Raw genomic sequence first — 15192 nt, forward strand, 5'->3', positions numbered from 1 at the left:
ACTCACGCCTCCTGTGACGGGTTGTCGGAATGGGTGGTGTCCGGGGAGGAGGCGATCTTCCACTCCGGTTTGCGCAGCTTGTACAAGACGAATGGCCAGATGCCGAGCAGGACGATGCCGACCACCAGGATCAGGATGTACAAGCCCTGGGGAGTCGAGTCCGAGTTCCCGGAGGGTTCGACGAAGCCGAGGAGGAAGGCGGCGGCGCTGCCGAGGAAGCCGACCCACCCGACCACCGGCATCGCCGGTGTACGGAAACCGCGAGGTACGTCGGGGTGGGTGCGCCGCAGCTTCATGGCGGCCAAGAACATGACCATGTACATCAGCAGGTAGAGCTGCACGGCCATCGCGGTCAGGATCCAGAAGACCGACTGCACGGAAGGCAGGATCGCGAACAGCACAGCCATCACGGTCACGATCAGGCCCTGGACCATCATGATCGGGACCTGCATGCCTCGGCTGTTGGTGCCCTGCAGTCGGGGCGGGAGATAGCCCTCCTTGCCGACCATGAGGAGTCCACGGCTCGGGCCGGGGATCCAGTTGACCACGGAGGCGAGGATCCCGATGACGATCAACAGGGCCATCACCGTGGTTGCCCAGGAAATCCCGAGATGACCGAAGAAGACGTCGAACGCCTGGAGCACGCCCTGGGTCAGGTTGATGCTGGATCCCGGCACCGCCACGGAGATGGCGAGCGTGGGCAGGATGAAGACGAACAGGATGAGGACGACCGACAGGACGATCGCCTTCGGGAACTCGGCGCTGGGCTTGCGCATCTCCGTCACGTGCACGGCGTTCATCTCCATGCCGGCGTACGAGAGGAAGTTGCTGACGATGAGCACGATGCTGGCGAGGCCCGTGAACTTGGGGAACCAGTTCGCGTCATCGACCGACTGCAGGTGCGAGGTGCCGCCGTCCTGCCAGAAGATGACCGCGAAGATGATGAGCGCCGCGGCGGGCACGATCGTCCCGGCCAGGAATCCCCAGGTGCTGACCTTCGCGAAGGTGTCGACCCCGCGGGTCGCGATCAGGGTCGAGAACCAGTACACGACGAGGATGACCAGACCCGTGAAGAGGCCGGAGTTGGCGAGCTTCGGGTCGAACACGTACGCGAGTGCGGAGGCGAAGAACGCCAGCTGCGCCGGATACCACGCGACGTTCTGCATCCACTGCTGCCAGATGGCGAAGAATCCGAGCCTGTCGCCGAAGGCCTCCTTCACCCAGACGAAGACGCCGCCCTTCCAGCCACTGGCCAGCTCGGCTGCCACGAGGGCGACCGGCACCATGAACAAGATGGCGGGCAGGACGTACAGGAAGATCGATGCCCAGCCATAGGGGGCCATGGCGGGCAGCCCACGCACGCTTGCCACTGCCGTGGCGATGAGAACCGCCATCGAGGTCCAGCTGATGAACGTGCGGCCTGATGCAGATCTGTCAGAAGCAGGGGGATGAGCGTCTTTGCGCGTAGCCATCTCGGTACCTTCCGCTGGGGGGCCTTGGCTAACGACGCTATGGGCCTCGCGGCCGGCGCTCATCACTCACAACGGGTGATCCCTCCGGCCGGGCGTCGACCCTGGCGGGGAAAAGGACCGACGGATCATGAAGCAGGGGGACCTTCGGCTCCGCCAGAGGTGCCGTTGTTCCCTCCGAGCCCGTCCCAGGTGTCTGAGGATGCGACGTCACTGAAGGACGTTCACCGCCCGGGCGATGACACAGGTACGGACGCCCGCTGATCGGTAGGGTGGCCTGAAGGCGAGGAGACGGCAATGACAGTTCTGGTCACCGGCGGTGCACGATCGGGCAAGTCTCTGCACGCCGAGTCCCTGCTGGTCGCCGAGCCCCACGTCACCTACATCGCGCCGAGGCCCACCATCGAGCTCGACGACGAGCGGGCCGCGCAGGCCGCCGTCCAGCAGGCGCGACGGCCGTCGCACTGGACCACGCTCGAGTCCGCGGATCTCGCGAGCGCCGTCCGACAGGCCGAGGGCGCCGTGCTGATCGACTGCCTCGCGAGCTGGCTGGGCGCGACGCTCAGCGAGCTGGACGGGTGGGAGAGCCTGCGTGAGGACTGGGAACCGGTGCTGTTCGAGCGACTCGACGACGCACTCGCGGCCATCGCACAGCACCACGCTCCAGTGGTCGTGGTGACCAACGAGGCCGGGATGGGCGTGGTGCCCGATCAGCGGGCCGGTCGGCTGTTCCGGGACCTGCTGGGCGCCGTCAACCAGCACGTCGCCGCGGAGTGCGACGAGGTGGCGCTGGTCGTGGCCGGACGGGTCCTCTCGCTGTGACGCCTGGACGTCAGCGGTCGATCATCTTCTGCATGGCCTCGGGATAGCGATCGCCCTGCACCTGCACGGAGCGCGATGCCACGTCGAGCTCCGTGAGATCGTCGGGCGTCAGCTCGACCTCGGTCGCGGCCAGGTTCTCGTCCAGTCGCGACAGCCGCCTGGTGCCGGGAATCGGGACGATCCAGGGCTGCTGCGCCAACAGCCAGGCCAGGGCGATCTGGCCGGTCGTGACGCCCTTGCGCTCCGCGACGGCCGTGATGCGCTCGACCAGGGCGAGATTGGCCTTGAGCGCCTTCGCCTCGAACCGCGGCAGGCCGGCGCGGATGTCGCCCTCGCCGAAGGTGGTGGTGGCGTCGACCTGGCCGGTCAGGAACCCTCGGCCGAGCGGGCTGAACGGCATGAAACCGATGCCGAGCTCGGCCAGCACCGGGAGGATCCGGTCCTCGGGCTCGCGCCAGAACAGGGAGTACTCGCTCTGCAGCGCCGTGACCGGTTGGACGGCATGCGCCCGGCGGATGTTGTCGACGCCCGCCTCGGACAGCCCGAAGTGGCGGACCTTGCCGGCAGTGATGAGCTCGCTGACCGTCCCGGCGACGTCCTCGATGGGAACGGCCGGATCGACCCGGTGCTGGTACAGCAGGTCGATCGTGTCGACCCTGAGGCGTCGAAGGGAGCCCTCGACGGCGGCCCGGATGCTCTCAGGCCGGCTGCTCACCGCCGTCTGCCTGCCGTCGGCGTCGAAGGAGAAGCCGAACTTCGTGGCGATCGCGACCCGGTCGCGCACCGGCGCGAGGGCCTCGCCGACCAGCTCCTCGTTGTGGAACGGGCCGTAGACCTCGGCGGTGTCGAACAGGGTGACGCCACGGTCGACCGCAGCCCGGAGGAAGGTGATCATCTCGTCGCGGGGCGGACGGGGGCCGAAGCTCTGGCTCATGCCCATGCAGCCCAGGCCGAGCGCCGAGACCTGCAAGCCGTTGGTGGTTCCCAGGGTGCGCGTGTGCATGATCCGAGTGTGGCAGAGACCACGGGTGCGGCGGGGGTGTTGCCCAGCGGCCAGGCGCGTGGGGCAGGATCAGCGGCATGTACGTCAAGATCTGTGGCCTGCGGGAAGCCGTGCACGTCGACGTCGCGGTCGACGCAGGGGCGAGCGCCGTGGGTGTCGTGATGAACCGCACCAGCTCGCGCCGCGCCACCGACGACGAGGCCGCCGCGGTGGTCGACGCCGCCGGAGGTCGGGTGGACACGGTGCTGGTGGTCAATGACATGCCCGCTGCGGACGCCGCTGTGACCGCCCGACGGCTCGGCTTCGACATCCTGCAGCTGCACGGCTCGGCGTACGGCCCGGCCGAGTTCGCGGCCGCGCTCGCCGTCATGCCCCGGGTCTGGCGCGCCACCTCGCTGACTACTGCGACGTCCCTGGACGTCGGGGCGCTGGGGGAGGAGCTGCTGCTGCTCGACTCGCCGCGGCCCGGCTCGGGCGAGCGGTGGGACTCCTCGGTCCTCGCGACCGGTGCTCCGGTGGGGCAGTGGCTGCTGGCTGGGGGACTGGCCCCGGACAACGTCGCCGATGCGGTTCGTTCGGTCCGGCCGTGGGGTGTGGACGTCTCCAGTGGTGTCGAGTCGGCCCCGGGCCGCAAGGACGCCGCCCTGGTCTCCGCGTTCGTGCGGGCCGCGCTCACCGCGTGACGTCGCGGGCGTCCGCGCGCTGAGACACGTCCGCCCCGCTGGCTCCGCAGAGCTACTGTCGGCCTCGTGACGACACATGCGCAGTTGATCTCCGCCACCGCTCTGCACGGCCTCCTCGGCGACCCCGATCTCCGGATCGTCGACGCCACGGTGCACCTGACCTTCGACGAGAACGGGGCGCATGCCGAGTCCGGCGCGGACACATTCGCCGCGGGGCACATCCCCGGCGCGATCTTCGTGGACCAGATCGCCGAGCTCAGCAATCCGGCGGGCGAGGCGCCCTTCGAGGCCGTGGACTCCTCGGCCTTTGCAGACGTCATCGGCGCGCACGGGATCGGCGACGGTTCGCGCGTCGTCGTCTACGACACGGCCAACGGCATCTGGGCCACCCGGCTGTGGTGGCAGTTCCGGCTGGAGGGACACGATGTCGAGGTGCTCGACGGTGGTCTGGCCGCTTGGCAGGCCGCCGGATTCGTCACCACGACCGAACCGACGCTCCTCGAGCCGGCGGCGTTCACGGCCAGCCGGCGCGCAGGCGCGATCGTCTCGACCGAGGACGTCGAGGCGGCGACGAGCGACCCGTCGGTGCTGCTGGTCAATGCCTTGGATCCCGACTCGTTCGCCCAGGGTCACATCCCCGGCAGCGTCAACGTCCCCTTCGGCTCGCTGGTCAAGCCCGATGGGACGTTGAAGGACCTCACCGAGCTGCGTGAGATCTTCGGCGCCGCCGGAGCGCTGGACGCGGACGTCACGCCCATCGCCTATTGCGGGGGCGGCATCGCCGCGACCGCGGTGACCTTCGCGCTCGCCTCACTGGGTCGCGACGACGCCGCCGTCTACGACGGATCGATGAATGCCTGGACGGCAGATCCGAACCGCCAGCTCGAGACGCCGTAAGGGTCACGCCCCTGTTCGTCAGTCCTGCCTGCGCTCCTGCTTCTTGGCCTCGGTCAGGTCGCTGAGGATCTCGGCGTCTGAGCGAGCCGCCTCGGCAGACTCCTTGGCCGCCCGCGCCTCGTCCAGCTCGGCCTTCGCCTCGCGGCGGGCCGCTGCCTTCTTGGCCTCGGCGGCTGCGGCGACCCGCTTCTTGCGCTGATCGACGGTCTCGGTGCGCTTGGCCGCCTTCTTGTCCGCCGTCGCCTTCTTGGCAGCGGCGGTCTTCTTGGCAGCGGCGGCGGCCTGCTGCTTGCCCCGCTTCTCGGCCTGCTCGGCCTCCTTCAGACCCGAGGACACGCGCCGCGCCGCGGCCTCACGCTTCTGGGCCGCCTCCTGGCGACCCGTCTCGGCCACGAGACGCGCCGCCTCTCGTTGCGCCTCGGCCTGTTCCTCGTACCGGGCGGCCTTGACGAGCTTGTCGGAACGCTCGATGCGGTCGGTGCCGCGCGTGACGAGGCCGTCGTTGCGCAGCAGCGCACCCGCGACCCGGTCGGCGTTGCCGATCGTCCGGTCGAGTGCCTGCCGGGGCAGGGACTCCTCGGGCAGGCGGCCGGACAGGCGGCGGTCGATCGTCGTGAGCGGCAACCTGGCCAGCTCGTACGGAAGGGCGATGAGGGTGCTGATCATGGTCATCCTTGGCTCCTGGTCTGCTCGCGCAGCTGCGCGGCGTGCTGCTCGGCGGCGGCGGCCTCACGCTCGAGGCGCGCCCGGTCGGCAGCGGCCTGCTGCTCGGTGGTGGCCGCATCGGCCGACAACGCCTGGGCGTCGTCGAGGCGCGACTCGGCCAGGTTCTCGGCGCGCTGCTCGGCGGCACGACGATCGACGGCTTCCTGCTGGGCGGCGGCTCGTTCGGCCGCCTCCCGCTCCTGTGCCTGCTCCCGATTGACCGCACGCTGGGCCAGATCGGCCTCGTCGTGCGCGGCCTCCTTCTCGGCAGCCGCCTCGTGACTGGTCTCGCGGAGCTCGTCGGCGGCGGCGTGGCGCTTGGCGTCGGCCAGCGCCTCGTCGGCGACCGCAGCCTTGCGGTGCTGCGCCTCGGCCTGCTGGAGCTGGCCCTCCTCCACGAGATCGTCCTTGCCGGTCACGGCCCCGGCAACTTCCTTGGCCTTGCCCGCGACGCTGTCGAACAGGCCCCCGCGGGCGTCTGCTGCTTTGTCTGCTTTGTCATGGCTCATGCAGACAGGTTGCCCCGTATGGCCGGTCCGAGACAGCTCACATATGTGACATGGGCCTCATTCGGCCCGGAATTGCAAGGCCTCAGCCGACGGGGGTGATGGACACCGCCTCGTGCACGGGGACCGGGTTGTCCCGGGTGGCGCGGCACGTGAGCTGGACGGGAGCGGTCCCGGACTCGGTCCGGACACGCACCGCCCACTGCCGGTCGCCGGTGGCGAACACCGCGTCCGTGACCCCATCGGCGATGCGCCGCGACACGAGACGCACCGCGTCGTGGCCGGCGAGCCCCAGCTGGCGCCGCAGGGCGATCTCCGCGAACTGCACAGGCATCGCGAACGACGACCGTCCCCGCAGGTGGTCGAGCTCGAGTTCACCGGCGGCGTGCGCGTCGACCACCGCCAGCGCCGAGGTCTCGTCGAGGCGCCCGTAGTACAGGCCGTGGGGGAGCACCAGCATGTTGCCGGCGAAGCGGTCGCCACCGATGTGGGAGACCTCCCACGTCTCCTCGGGTCGGGCGGCGGACAGTGCTGCGGCCACCGGACGGCCGCGCTCGGCGCAGCACGCATCGTGCCGCCCGTGTGTGCACACGCACAGCAACGCCCCCTCGTACGGCGCGAGGCCCAGCGAGGTGCCGGCGGCCAGAGCGGCCAGGTCGAGGTCGAGCAGCTCGTGCGGATCGCGCAGCACCGTCGTCTGCGCCCAGGGCCGCAGCGGGTGGGCGAACGCCGCGAACACCCGCATCCCGTCCGGGTGGGTGCTGCGGTCCGGACGGCGCACCAGCAGCGGTCGGACGCGGGCGGCGGCTGCCTTCGCGGCAAGGGCGTCACCGAGGCCATCGGGCAGGCGGGCGTCCCGCAGCCCGTTCACACCCCACGGCCCGGGGTGCTCGACGAGGAGGAAGGCACGCACGTTCGTCGCCGTGCCGGGCACGGGATCCTCGCGCAGCGTGCTGGCCGTCGCGCACCGGAAGGTCGCGTCGCGGGAGGTCACCGGACGACCTCGAGGAGCCCTTCTCGGACGAGACGACGGCACAGCACCAAGCGACTCTGCGGGTCCAGGAGACCGGCCAGGTCACCGGGGACGAGCTCGGTGCGGGCGCGCAGATCCTCCAGGGCGGGCCGCAGCCAGCCCGGCACGTCGATGCTCCGGTCGCCGAGCAGCACGTCGAGACGGTCACCACGCGCGATCAGCACGCACGGATGGCCCGGCCGGCGCCGAAGCCGCGTCTGGTCGTCGATGCTCTCCAGCGTCAGGACGTCATGCAGCCCACCGGCGAGACGAGGGCTCCGGCTGGTCAGGAACCGGCGCACCTCGGCCTCGACCGCCGCGGAGGTGTCGATCTGACCGATGTGTGCGGCCAGCGCCCCGAGCCGGCGGCCGAGCTCGTCGGTCAGCGCGGACGGGTCCTCGAGGTATCCGGCCGGCAGGTGCTCGTCGGGCACCGAGGCCACGACCCCGGCCAGGGTCCGCTCGAGCAGTCCACGCCAGGTCAGCTGGTTGATGCCGACCGTCACGTGCAGCGAGACGGTGTCCTGGGCGCGCGCCGCGTGGGGGGTACCGGTTGGCAGGTACATCGAGACTCCCGGCTCGAGCAGGATGTCCTCGGCCCCCTCGGTGCCGTGCACCTCCCACTGCTTGGAGCCGGCAGTCTGGAAGACGAAGACGTCGTGCGAGTCCGAGTGCACCGCGAATCCCTGCGCTCCCGGAGGGGTCAGGTAGGCATTGGCCTGGCACGGGTGCCCGAGCTCGACCTCGAGCTCGGCGATCAGCCGGGTGATGGGCGGCCAGTAGCGGTGCAGCCCCTGCAGGACGATCGTCGCGCCGCCGGCGAACAGCGCCAGCGCCTTGCGGGAGTCGACCAGCCCGCTCAGGGGCTTGCCGGCGAGGGTCGCGCCGCGCGTGTAGCTGGACTCGGGCAGCACGGCGCCGTCCTGCGCGATCCGGATCGAGGGGGTCCGGATCGCCGATGACGTCAGCAGCGTGTCGACGTCGTCGAGCGACAGCAGACCGGTCAGATCACCCGGATCGGCACGGTGCAGGTGCACGTGCGACGCCCAGACCTTCGAGACGAAGGTCTGGGCGTCACCACTGAGCAGGTCGAGCGCTGGGGCGGGCACGGTCAGGATGCGTCGCCGTCCGTGCCATCGCCGTCGGTCCCGTCGGAGTCCGTGCCGTCGGAGTCGGTGCCGTCACCGTCGGTGGTGTCCGTGGCGTCGCCGTCCGTTCCGTCGGAGTCGGTGCCGTCAGCATCATGGCCGGGCAGTGAGGTCCCGGCGGGCGAGCTGGTCGTGGCCATGTCCTCGTCGTTCAGCGGCTCGTCTGGCGTGGTCGTCATGCGTCCTCCTGGTGTGAAGTGGCAGCCGCCCGGCGGGAACGACCTGCGTACAGTCTGGCGTCAGGCCGGCGGCTCGACAAGGCGAACGATCAGTCGTCGTCGGTTCCGCGGCCCGCTGTCTTGCGCAGCTCCCGGCCGTCGGCCACGTCCGCGTCGTGCTTCTTCTGCGCCTTCTCGATGTTGCGGGTGTCGCGCGGCGGCAGCTGGATGGTCTCCTCGGCCTTGATGCCCGCCTGAAGCTGCCGCCCCCGTTCGAGCTCGGCGTCCAGCTCGGCGCCGAACAGGAGCGCCAGATTGGTCAGCCACAGCCACAGCAGGAACACGATGACGCCCGCCAGCGAGCCGTAGGTCTTGTCGTAGCTGGAGAACATCGCAACGTACAGGCCGAAGAGGGCCGAGGCGATGATCCACACGACGATCGCGAACACGGCGCCCACGCTGATCCAGCGGAACTTGGGCTGCTTCACATTGGGGGTCGCGTAGTACAGGACGGCCACGATCACCACGACGACCAGCAGCAGCACGGGCCACTTGGCGATGTCCCACACCATGATCGCCGTCGACCCGAGCCCGATCTGGTCGCCGACCGCCTTGGCGACGGGCCCGGTCAGCACCAGGGCGCTGGCCGCGACGGCCACCAGGATCAGGCAGAACAGGGTGATGACCAGCTGCAGCGGGCGCAGCTTCCAGATCGGCCTGCCCTCGGGGATCTCGTAGACGCGGTTCATCGCGCGTCCGAACGCGCCGACGTAGCCCGAGGCCGACCAGATGGCGCCGACCAGGCCGACGACCAGCGCGATGCCCGCGCTCTGGGAGTTCGTGAGCCGCTCGATCGTCGGCCGCAGCGTGTCCACCGCGTCCGACGGCCCGATCTGGTCGACGATCTTGAGCAACGAGTCGACCGTCGACTGGCCCTGGCCGAACACGCCGAGCAGCGACACCAGGGCCACGATCGCCGGGAACAGGGCCAGCACCGAGTAGTAGGTGAGCGCGGCAGCCAGATCGGTGCACTGATCCTTCGAGAACTCCCGGATCGTCTTCTTGAACACGTACAGCCACGAGCGCTTGTGCAGATCGGCGGGCGAGTCCGGCTTGCGGTCATCCTCGGGATCGGCGGCATGACGACTGCTGTCGACGTCGCGTGTCTCATCAGTCACGGTCGTACCTGCCGCTGGGGGTGGTGGTCGTTCGGAATCATGGAGTCCTCTGCGAATGTGTGTGTCCTCTGTGGTTACCCGCGCACCCGGGCCGGAAACCCGCCTTCCCCCGGAGCACGTGGGAACTTCCGCGCGCTCGCAGCGGCCTTCGACGCGCGTCGCTCGGATGTCGTCGAGCCCGACCTGGCCTTGATCGACCTCGGTGATGCTGTTGAGTCCGCGACGACGCGCCGGGCTCTGCGCTCGCTCGCGCGCGCCAACCAGATGGTGGCGATCATCGCGACCGACGCGGTCTCCGAGCCGGACGAGTCCCTCGACGACGTCACGCGCCCTGAGTCCCGTACCGCGGGGTCATAGGGCCCTACTTGGCTGTCTCGGGGCGGGCGAGTGTTCTGGGTGTGGCAACCGTCGGGGGAGTTCCCCGATCGGTCCGTCGGAGCAGAAAGCCGGAGACCTCCATGAACCTCACCCCACGCGAGATCGACAAGCTGTACGTCTACCAGGTCGCGGCCCTGGCGCGCATGCGTCGGGACCGCGGAACCAAGCTCAACCTCAGCGAGGCGCAGGCGCTGGTCAGCGAGGCAACCCTCGAGGGCGCGCGCGACGGCAAGTCCGTCGCCGAGTGCATGGAGCTGGGCAAGACGATCGTGACCGAGACCGATTGCATGAACGGGGTGCGTGAGCGTCTCAGCCTCCTGCAGGTCGAGGCGACCTTCCCCGACGGCAGCAAGCTCGTCTCGTGCCACGACCCGATCGGCGTCTGACATGACCTGTGCCGAAGGGCCCATCGCCACCGTGGTGCTGGTGGGGGGCCACGAGAGCTCCTGCGGCACCGCGCTGCCGGCACTGACCGCCCACGCCGGCCCCGCCATGGTGACGCCGGTCGGTGGACCTCTCCAGCACGTCGTGACACGTCTCCTGGACGCGAGCGCGGGGCCGGTGGTGGTCGTGCCGATGACCTTCGGCCGCGATCGCCGGATGGTGGCCGACACCGCCAACACCCTGCGTTGGCTGTCGATCGACGACGCGCCCCGTGTCGCGCTGGCGCAGCCGTTCGGCACGATCGACCACCTCACCGGGTGGCTGCGACGCGCTGCAACGCAGATCCGTGACGCCACGCCGGACGCGGCCGTGCTGCTGACGGCAGACGCCTCAGATCCCTTCGACGACGCCGAGCTGTACCGGATCGCGCACCTCGTGCGAACCTTCGGCGCCGGCAACGAGATCGACGTGGGGATCGTCGACAACCGGGGCAGGACCCCGGCCATCCAGCGGCTCCAGCGGCTCGGCTTCGACGACATCGTCATGGTGCCGGCGGGGTTCAACCGCCATCTCGGCGCCGGCTGGCTGGTCGACGGCACGCCGCAGGTGCGCTTCCACGGGCCGATCATGTCCGATGGCGCCGTCGCGGACGTCGTCCGGCAGCGTCTGGATGCCGCCTTGCACAAACTCGCGCACGGCGACACGGGCATCGCGGCCGGGCTGGACGCCGATCACGGGAACGGCTACGCCCACTCGCACGGCACCGGCGAGGCCGCCGACCGCCACGAGCACCACGAGCACCACGAGCACCAAGAACACCACGACAACTCGTTCATCGACGCGCACTGACGTCGAAGGGACAGGGTGGCTCGCACTTTCACTTCGTTGAGGTGAACAAGCGACGCCGTTCGAGCGGGAGATGGCGTACGGCGTCCACCTGGACCTTCCGCCGGCGGCGGTGACCGCCTACGCCGGAACCCGGCACCTCATCGGGTTCAACGACCTGGTCAACGGCGGCCTCGAGCCCGCGGGCACCGTCAGCGTGCATCGGCCCGTCCGCGCGCGAGCCTGAGCGCCGGACAGGGCCCATGGTCCATCCGGGGGAGGCCGCTGTCCCGTGGGGCACGGCCACCCGCGCGGCCTACGGTCGAATCTCGACCGAGACATCTTTGGGGGGAGCGAGCATGGACGACCTCCTCGACCGCGCGCCCCGGCAGCGCCGGTCATGGCGACCGCGTGCCGCACTCGTCGTGCTGGCAGGCGCGGTCGTGCTGGTCCCGGACCACGCAAGCAGGGACCAGCCTGTGGCCGGATCGGCCATCTGCCCGTCGAGCACCGTGCAGGTGGGGGCCCTGCAGGGCACGCCCGGGATCGCCGGGCCCCGCACGAACCTGTCGCCGGTGCCGGACAAGGGGACAGGCCCCGCCGATCTCACGGCCTGGCGCCAGCTGGCCAAGTTCTTGTGGGGCGGACCGGTGACCTGGTCCCCGGCCGCGGCGTCACACGTGTCGGCCCCGTCGCCGCCCAGCACGCGCTGACCAGGGCATCGTCGTGCTGGTCCTACAGCGAGTCGCCGAGCCACACCCCTGCTGCCGCCAGAGCCACGCACAGGACCAGCATCACGATGCCGCTGACGAAGGCATGGCCGTAGGCGCGCTTCTCGATCAGCTGGACAGTCTCATAGCTGGCAGTGCTGAAGGTCGTGTAGCCCCCCAGCAGACCGGTGCCGATGACGATGCTGGCGTCCGTTGCCTGGAGGTGCTCGAAGGTCAGCCCGGTGAGGAAACCCAGCACCAAGGATCCTAAGGCATTGATGATGGTCGTGGTCCACTGGAAGCCGTGCGTGATGCGGGGTCGCAGGTAGCCGTCCACCGCGTACCGGGTGCCGGCCCCCACTCCGCCCATCACCGTCAGCAGGACGAAGTTGAGCGGGGTCACGAGGTGCGCCCGGGGTGTGCCGGATCGCCGGGGGACCGTCGTGACGTCCCCGCGAGGATGCCGAGCCACGTGGCGCAGGCACCCAGCAGCACGGTGCCCAGTGCGTAGGCGACCGTGGACCAGACGCGACCATCGCGCAGCAGGACTGCCGAGTCGGTCGCCAACGAGCTGTAGGTCGTGAACCCGCCGCAGAAGCCGGTGCCGAGCAGGAGCTTGAGATCCTTCGCCTGCAGGGTGCCCAGGCGCGTCACGGCCTGGTAGAGGAATCCGAGCAGGAACGCACCCACGACGTTGATGACGGCCATCGACACCGGGACCTTGTCCAGCTCCGGGATCACGAGCGAGACCGCCTGGCCGCCGGCCGCGCCTGCCGCGCCACCGACGGCAACCAGCGCCAGCGGACCCCACCCCAGGTGCGGGCCGGGCCCGGCGGGTGGGTGCTCCGGTGGGTGCGCCATGCGCCGACCATATCGGCACGGCGATGTCCCGGCCGGGACCCCAAGACCCCCTCCGGTCGGGCAGGGCCGTGATCCAACCACGCGGGGCCGCTTGGCCTTGGCGTTCCTTTCCCCGCGCGACCTACGTTCGAGGTGCACGTCTCGAGGTGGGAGATCTTCGTGAAGGTTGTTCTCGGCGGAGATGGATTCTGCGGTTGCCCCAGGGCGGCGCACCTGTCACGTGGCCGCCCACAACCGGCACGTCCTGCTGAGGGGTCACTCGATGACCGGCGCGGTCGTCCTGTCCGTTTGGGCTGTTCAGCTCGACCTGGCGCGCTCGCCGTCGTTCTCCGGTCTGCGCTGGCACCCGGTGCTGGCGATGGGGATCGGCCCGCCGCGCTCGTGGCGATCCCGGTGAACCTTCTGCTGCGACGACCGGGCCGCTCCGGGCACGCCGCCCGATCGACCCGCTCAGTGAGCTCAGCTGGCAAGCCCTCCGTCGGCCGCGGACACCGTCGCGTGCGACTTCGTGGCCCGGAGCAGGCCCGGATCGTAGGTGCCCGAGGGCGTCACGATCGTTCCCGAGGTACCGGCGAGGATCTCGACGGTGTGATCCAGGGCGCCAATGGCGGCCGCCCCGCCCGTGAGCTCCACGAACCGGCACACCGCCTCGACCTTGGGTCCCATCGACCCGGCCGGAAGATCGAGCCCGCGCAGCCCGGCGGGCGTCGCGCGCAGGATGGGTTCCTGGGTGGGCTGCCCGAAGTCCTTCATGACCTGCGGCACGTCGGTCGCGACAATCAGGAAGTCGGCGTCCAGCGCCTCGGCCAGCACCGAGCTGGTGAGGTCCTTGTCGACGACCGCCTCGACGCCCCGCAGGCGTCCCTCCTCGTCGCGGATGACCGGCACGCCGCCGCCTCCGGCGCACACCACGACGGCATCGCTTTGCAGCAGCCGCCGGATGAGGCGGGTCTCCACGACCCGCTGCGGACGCGGCGAGCCGACGACCCGCCGCCAGCCGGAGGTGCCGTCGGCCTTGACCACCCAGCCGCGCTCGGCCGCGACCTTCTTGGCCTGCTCCTCGGTGTACACCTCGCCGACGAACTTGGTGGGGTTGTCGAAGGCGGGGTCGCCCGCCTCGACCAGCGTCTGGTTGATCACCGCGGCGACTTGTCGACCCGGCAGCTCGTTCTGCATCGCCTGCAGCAGCCAGTAACCGATCATGCCCTGGGTCTGTGCGCCCAGGACGTCGAAGGGATAAGGAGTCGTCAGGTTCGGGTCGGACGCCGACTGCAGTGCCAGGACGCCGACCTGCGGGCCGTTGCCGTGCGTCACGATCAGCTCGTGCTGCGCGCTGAGCGGAGCCAGGGCGGCGACCGCGCGCCGCACGTTCTCCTCCTGGATCGCGGCGTCCGGCTTCTGCCCACGTTGCAGCAGGGCATTGCCGCCCAGGGCCACCATGATGCGCATGTCAGCTGCCCAACGTCGCGACGAGGATCGCCTTGATGGTGTGCATCCGGTTCTCGGCCTGGTCGAACACGATCGAGGCGGGGGACTCGAACACCTCGTCGGTGACCTCGAGCGCCTCCATGCCGGTCTTCTGGTAGAGGTCCTCACCGACCTTGGTGTACCGGTCGTGGAAGGCCGGCAGGCAGTGCATGAACTTGACGTTCGGATTGCCCGTGGCCTTCATCGCGGCCGCGTTGACCTGGTAGTCCTTGAGCTGCTGGATGCGGGACTCCCACGCCTCGACGGGCTCGCCCATCGACACCCAGACGTCGGTGTACAGGAAGTCGGCCCCGGCCACGCCTTCCTTGACGTCCGCGGTGTGCAGGATGCGCGCACCGGTCTGGTCCGCGATGGCCTTGGCCTGGTCGATGATCTCGGAGTGGTTCCACAGCTCCTCGGGCCCGACGATGCGCACGTCCATGCCCATCATCGCCCCGCTCACCAGCAGCGAGTTGGCCATGTTGTTGCGCGCGTCGCCCAGGTAGGCGAAGGCGATCTCGCCGTCGTGCTTGGGGGAGTTCTCGCGCATCGTCAGCATGTCGCACAGCATCTGCGTGGGGTGCCAGTCATCGGTCAGGCCATTCCACACCGGGACGCCCGCGTACCTGGCCAGGACCTCCACATTCTCCTGCGCTGCGCCGCGGTACTCGATGCCGTCGAACATCCGCCCCAGCACCCGTGCGGTGTCCGCCATCGACTCCTTGTGCCCGATCTGCGAGCCCTGCGGGTCCAGGTAGGTCACGTGGGCGCCCTGGTCGTGGGCCGCGACCTCGAACGAGCACCGGGTGCGCGTGGAGGTCTTCTCGAAGATCAGCGCGATGTTCTTTCCCGTCAGGCGGGGTCGCTCGGCGCCGGTGTACTTGGCCAGCTTCAGCTCCGCCGCGAGGTCGATCAGGAACTTCCACTCCTTGGGGGTGAAGTCCAGCTCCTTGAGAAAGCTGCGGTTGCGCAGGTTGAACGCCATG

Annotated in this window: 21 protein-coding genes; 9 read left to right on the forward strand and 12 right to left on the reverse strand. The window is 69.9% G+C overall.

Annotated features, from left to right (window positions below; translation table 11 throughout):
• Positions 1–2: 2 nt before the first annotated feature.
• The gene (locus tag NQV15_RS09080) at positions 3–1535 is read right to left on the reverse strand and encodes an APC family permease (protein ID WP_306459372.1); all 1533 of its coding nucleotides are present in this window, start codon (positions 1533–1535) and stop codon (positions 3–5) included.
• Positions 1536–1766: 231 nt separating this feature from the next.
• Between NQV15_RS09080 and NQV15_RS09085 the strand changes: the two genes are divergently transcribed.
• The gene (locus tag NQV15_RS09085; RefSeq protein WP_232399502.1) at positions 1767–2291 is read left to right on the forward strand and encodes a bifunctional adenosylcobinamide kinase/adenosylcobinamide-phosphate guanylyltransferase; all 525 of its coding nucleotides are present in this window, start codon (positions 1767–1769) and stop codon (positions 2289–2291) included.
• A gap of 10 nt (positions 2292–2301) precedes the next feature.
• Here the strand turns inward: NQV15_RS09085 and NQV15_RS09090 are convergent, their stop codons facing one another.
• Entirely contained in the window at positions 2302–3294 is a 993-nt protein-coding gene (locus NQV15_RS09090; protein WP_232399503.1) for an aldo/keto reductase, read from the reverse strand.
• A gap of 77 nt (positions 3295–3371) precedes the next feature.
• Here NQV15_RS09090 and NQV15_RS09095 point away from each other — a divergent pair, with 77 nt between their 5' ends.
• Entirely contained in the window at positions 3372–3977 is a 606-nt protein-coding gene (locus NQV15_RS09095) for a phosphoribosylanthranilate isomerase (protein WP_232399504.1), read from the forward strand.
• A gap of 66 nt (positions 3978–4043) precedes the next feature.
• Positions 4044–4874, forward strand: coding sequence for a sulfurtransferase (locus NQV15_RS09100; RefSeq protein WP_232399505.1), 831 nt, complete (start codon positions 4044–4046; stop codon positions 4872–4874).
• Between the two features lie 18 nt (positions 4875–4892).
• Here NQV15_RS09100 and NQV15_RS09105 read toward each other — a convergent pair whose 3' ends face one another.
• The 6 genes from NQV15_RS09105 to NQV15_RS09130 all read right to left on the reverse strand — a co-directional run bounded on the left by NQV15_RS09105 (position 4893) and on the right by NQV15_RS09130 (position 9581).
• Positions 4893–5540 carry a hypothetical protein gene (locus NQV15_RS09105; RefSeq protein ID WP_232399506.1) on the reverse strand — a complete coding sequence of 216 codons (648 nt, stop codon included), beginning with the start codon at positions 5538–5540 and terminating at the stop codon, positions 4893–4895.
• A gap of 2 nt (positions 5541–5542) precedes the next feature.
• A complete protein-coding gene (locus NQV15_RS09110) occupies positions 5543–6088 on the reverse strand; it encodes a hypothetical protein (RefSeq protein WP_232399507.1) in 546 nt (181 codons plus the stop codon).
• Positions 6089–6170: 82 nt separating this feature from the next.
• On the reverse strand, positions 6171–7079 hold the full coding sequence (locus tag NQV15_RS09115) for a sucrase ferredoxin (protein ID WP_232399508.1): 909 nt from the start codon (positions 7077–7079) through the stop codon (positions 6171–6173).
• Positions 7076–8206: a cupin domain-containing protein gene (locus tag NQV15_RS09120; protein WP_232399509.1), complete on the reverse strand. Its 1131-nt coding sequence runs from the start codon at positions 8204–8206 to the stop codon at positions 7076–7078. Before NQV15_RS09120 ends, NQV15_RS09115 begins: the two co-directional genes overlap by 4 nt.
• 2 nt (positions 8207–8208) lie before the next feature.
• Positions 8209–8424 (reverse strand): hypothetical protein, encoded by a 216-nt coding sequence (locus NQV15_RS09125; RefSeq protein ID WP_232399510.1) that lies wholly within the window; start codon positions 8422–8424, stop codon positions 8209–8211.
• Between the two features lie 89 nt (positions 8425–8513).
• Positions 8514–9581 (reverse strand): YihY/virulence factor BrkB family protein, encoded by a 1068-nt coding sequence (locus NQV15_RS09130; RefSeq protein ID WP_232399511.1) that lies wholly within the window; start codon positions 9579–9581, stop codon positions 8514–8516.
• A 57-nt stretch (positions 9582–9638) separates the two neighbouring features.
• Here NQV15_RS09130 and NQV15_RS09135 point away from each other — a divergent pair, with 57 nt between their 5' ends.
• The 5 genes from NQV15_RS09135 to NQV15_RS09155 all read left to right on the forward strand — a co-directional run bounded on the left by NQV15_RS09135 (position 9639) and on the right by NQV15_RS09155 (position 11881).
• Positions 9639–9938 carry a hypothetical protein gene (locus NQV15_RS09135; protein WP_232399512.1) on the forward strand — a complete coding sequence of 100 codons (300 nt, stop codon included), beginning with the start codon at positions 9639–9641 and terminating at the stop codon, positions 9936–9938.
• Positions 9939–10039: 101 nt separating this feature from the next.
• On the forward strand, positions 10040–10345 hold the full coding sequence (locus NQV15_RS09140) for an urease subunit gamma (protein ID WP_232399513.1): 306 nt from the start codon (positions 10040–10042) through the stop codon (positions 10343–10345).
• A 1-nt stretch (position 10346) separates the two neighbouring features.
• Positions 10347–11192, forward strand: a complete 846-nt coding sequence (locus tag NQV15_RS09145) for a hypothetical protein (protein ID WP_232399514.1) — start codon at positions 10347–10349, stop codon at positions 11190–11192.
• A gap of 70 nt (positions 11193–11262) precedes the next feature.
• The gene (locus tag NQV15_RS09150; protein WP_232399515.1) at positions 11263–11415 is read left to right on the forward strand and encodes an urease subunit beta; all 153 of its coding nucleotides are present in this window, start codon (positions 11263–11265) and stop codon (positions 11413–11415) included.
• Positions 11416–11527: 112 nt separating this feature from the next.
• Positions 11528–11881, forward strand: coding sequence for a hypothetical protein (locus NQV15_RS09155; RefSeq protein WP_232399516.1), 354 nt, complete (start codon positions 11528–11530; stop codon positions 11879–11881).
• A 22-nt stretch (positions 11882–11903) separates the two neighbouring features.
• Here NQV15_RS09155 and NQV15_RS09160 read toward each other — a convergent pair whose 3' ends face one another.
• Positions 11904–12281 (reverse strand): fluoride efflux transporter FluC, encoded by a 378-nt coding sequence (locus tag NQV15_RS09160; protein WP_232399517.1) that lies wholly within the window; start codon positions 12279–12281, stop codon positions 11904–11906.
• On the reverse strand, positions 12278–12739 hold the full coding sequence (locus NQV15_RS09165) for a fluoride efflux transporter FluC (protein WP_232399518.1): 462 nt from the start codon (positions 12737–12739) through the stop codon (positions 12278–12280). The genes NQV15_RS09160 and NQV15_RS09165 overlap by 4 nt, the downstream gene beginning before the upstream one ends.
• Positions 12740–12959: 220 nt before the next feature.
• Between NQV15_RS09165 and NQV15_RS09170 the strand changes: the two genes are divergently transcribed.
• On the forward strand, positions 12960–13136 hold the full coding sequence (locus tag NQV15_RS09170) for a hypothetical protein (protein ID WP_232399519.1): 177 nt from the start codon (positions 12960–12962) through the stop codon (positions 13134–13136).
• A gap of 62 nt (positions 13137–13198) precedes the next feature.
• Here the strand turns inward: NQV15_RS09170 and arcC are convergent, their stop codons facing one another.
• Together arcC and argF are read right to left on the reverse strand one after the other, a co-directional pair.
• On the reverse strand, positions 13199–14188 hold the full coding sequence (arcC, locus tag NQV15_RS09175; RefSeq protein WP_232399520.1) for a carbamate kinase: 990 nt from the start codon (positions 14186–14188) through the stop codon (positions 13199–13201).
• A 1-nt stretch (position 14189) separates the two neighbouring features.
• On the reverse strand, positions 14190–15191 hold the full coding sequence (gene argF, locus NQV15_RS09180) for an ornithine carbamoyltransferase (protein WP_232399521.1): 1002 nt from the start codon (positions 15189–15191) through the stop codon (positions 14190–14192).
• Between the last annotated feature and the right edge of the window lies 1 nt (position 15192).

The organism is Aeromicrobium wangtongii, from assembly GCF_024584515.1.
In the GTDB taxonomy this organism is placed as follows: Bacteria; Actinomycetota; Actinomycetes; order Propionibacteriales; family Nocardioidaceae; genus Aeromicrobium; species Aeromicrobium wangtongii.

Coding starts and splice junctions, on each gene's coding strand:
- NQV15_RS09145 (WP_232399514.1), top strand. CDS start 10,347: ATGACCTGTGCCGAAGGGCCCATCGCCACCGTGGTGCTGGTGGGGGGC.
- NQV15_RS09090 (WP_232399503.1), bottom strand. CDS start 3,294: ATGCACACGCGCACCCTGGGAACCACCAACGGCTTGCAGGTCTCGGCG.
- NQV15_RS09165 (WP_232399518.1), bottom strand. CDS start 12,739: ATGGCGCACCCACCGGAGCACCCACCCGCCGGGCCCGGCCCGCACCTG.
- NQV15_RS09155 (WP_232399516.1), top strand. CDS start 11,528: ATGGACGACCTCCTCGACCGCGCGCCCCGGCAGCGCCGGTCATGGCGA.
- NQV15_RS09110 (WP_232399507.1), bottom strand. CDS start 6,088: ATGAGCCATGACAAAGCAGACAAAGCAGCAGACGCCCGCGGGGGCCTG.
- NQV15_RS09140 (WP_232399513.1), top strand. CDS start 10,040: ATGAACCTCACCCCACGCGAGATCGACAAGCTGTACGTCTACCAGGTC.
- NQV15_RS09095 (WP_232399504.1), top strand. CDS start 3,372: ATGTACGTCAAGATCTGTGGCCTGCGGGAAGCCGTGCACGTCGACGTC.
- argF (WP_232399521.1), bottom strand. CDS start 15,191: ATGGCGTTCAACCTGCGCAACCGCAGCTTTCTCAAGGAGCTGGACTTC.
- NQV15_RS09080 (WP_306459372.1), bottom strand. CDS start 1,535: ATGAGCGCCGGCCGCGAGGCCCATAGCGTCGTTAGCCAAGGCCCCCCA.
- NQV15_RS09085 (WP_232399502.1), top strand. CDS start 1,767: ATGACAGTTCTGGTCACCGGCGGTGCACGATCGGGCAAGTCTCTGCAC.
- NQV15_RS09150 (WP_232399515.1), top strand. CDS start 11,263: ATGGCGTACGGCGTCCACCTGGACCTTCCGCCGGCGGCGGTGACCGCC.
- NQV15_RS09125 (WP_232399510.1), bottom strand. CDS start 8,424: ATGACGACCACGCCAGACGAGCCGCTGAACGACGAGGACATGGCCACG.
- NQV15_RS09105 (WP_232399506.1), bottom strand. CDS start 5,540: ATGATCAGCACCCTCATCGCCCTTCCGTACGAGCTGGCCAGGTTGCCG.
- arcC (WP_232399520.1), bottom strand. CDS start 14,188: ATGCGCATCATGGTGGCCCTGGGCGGCAATGCCCTGCTGCAACGTGGG.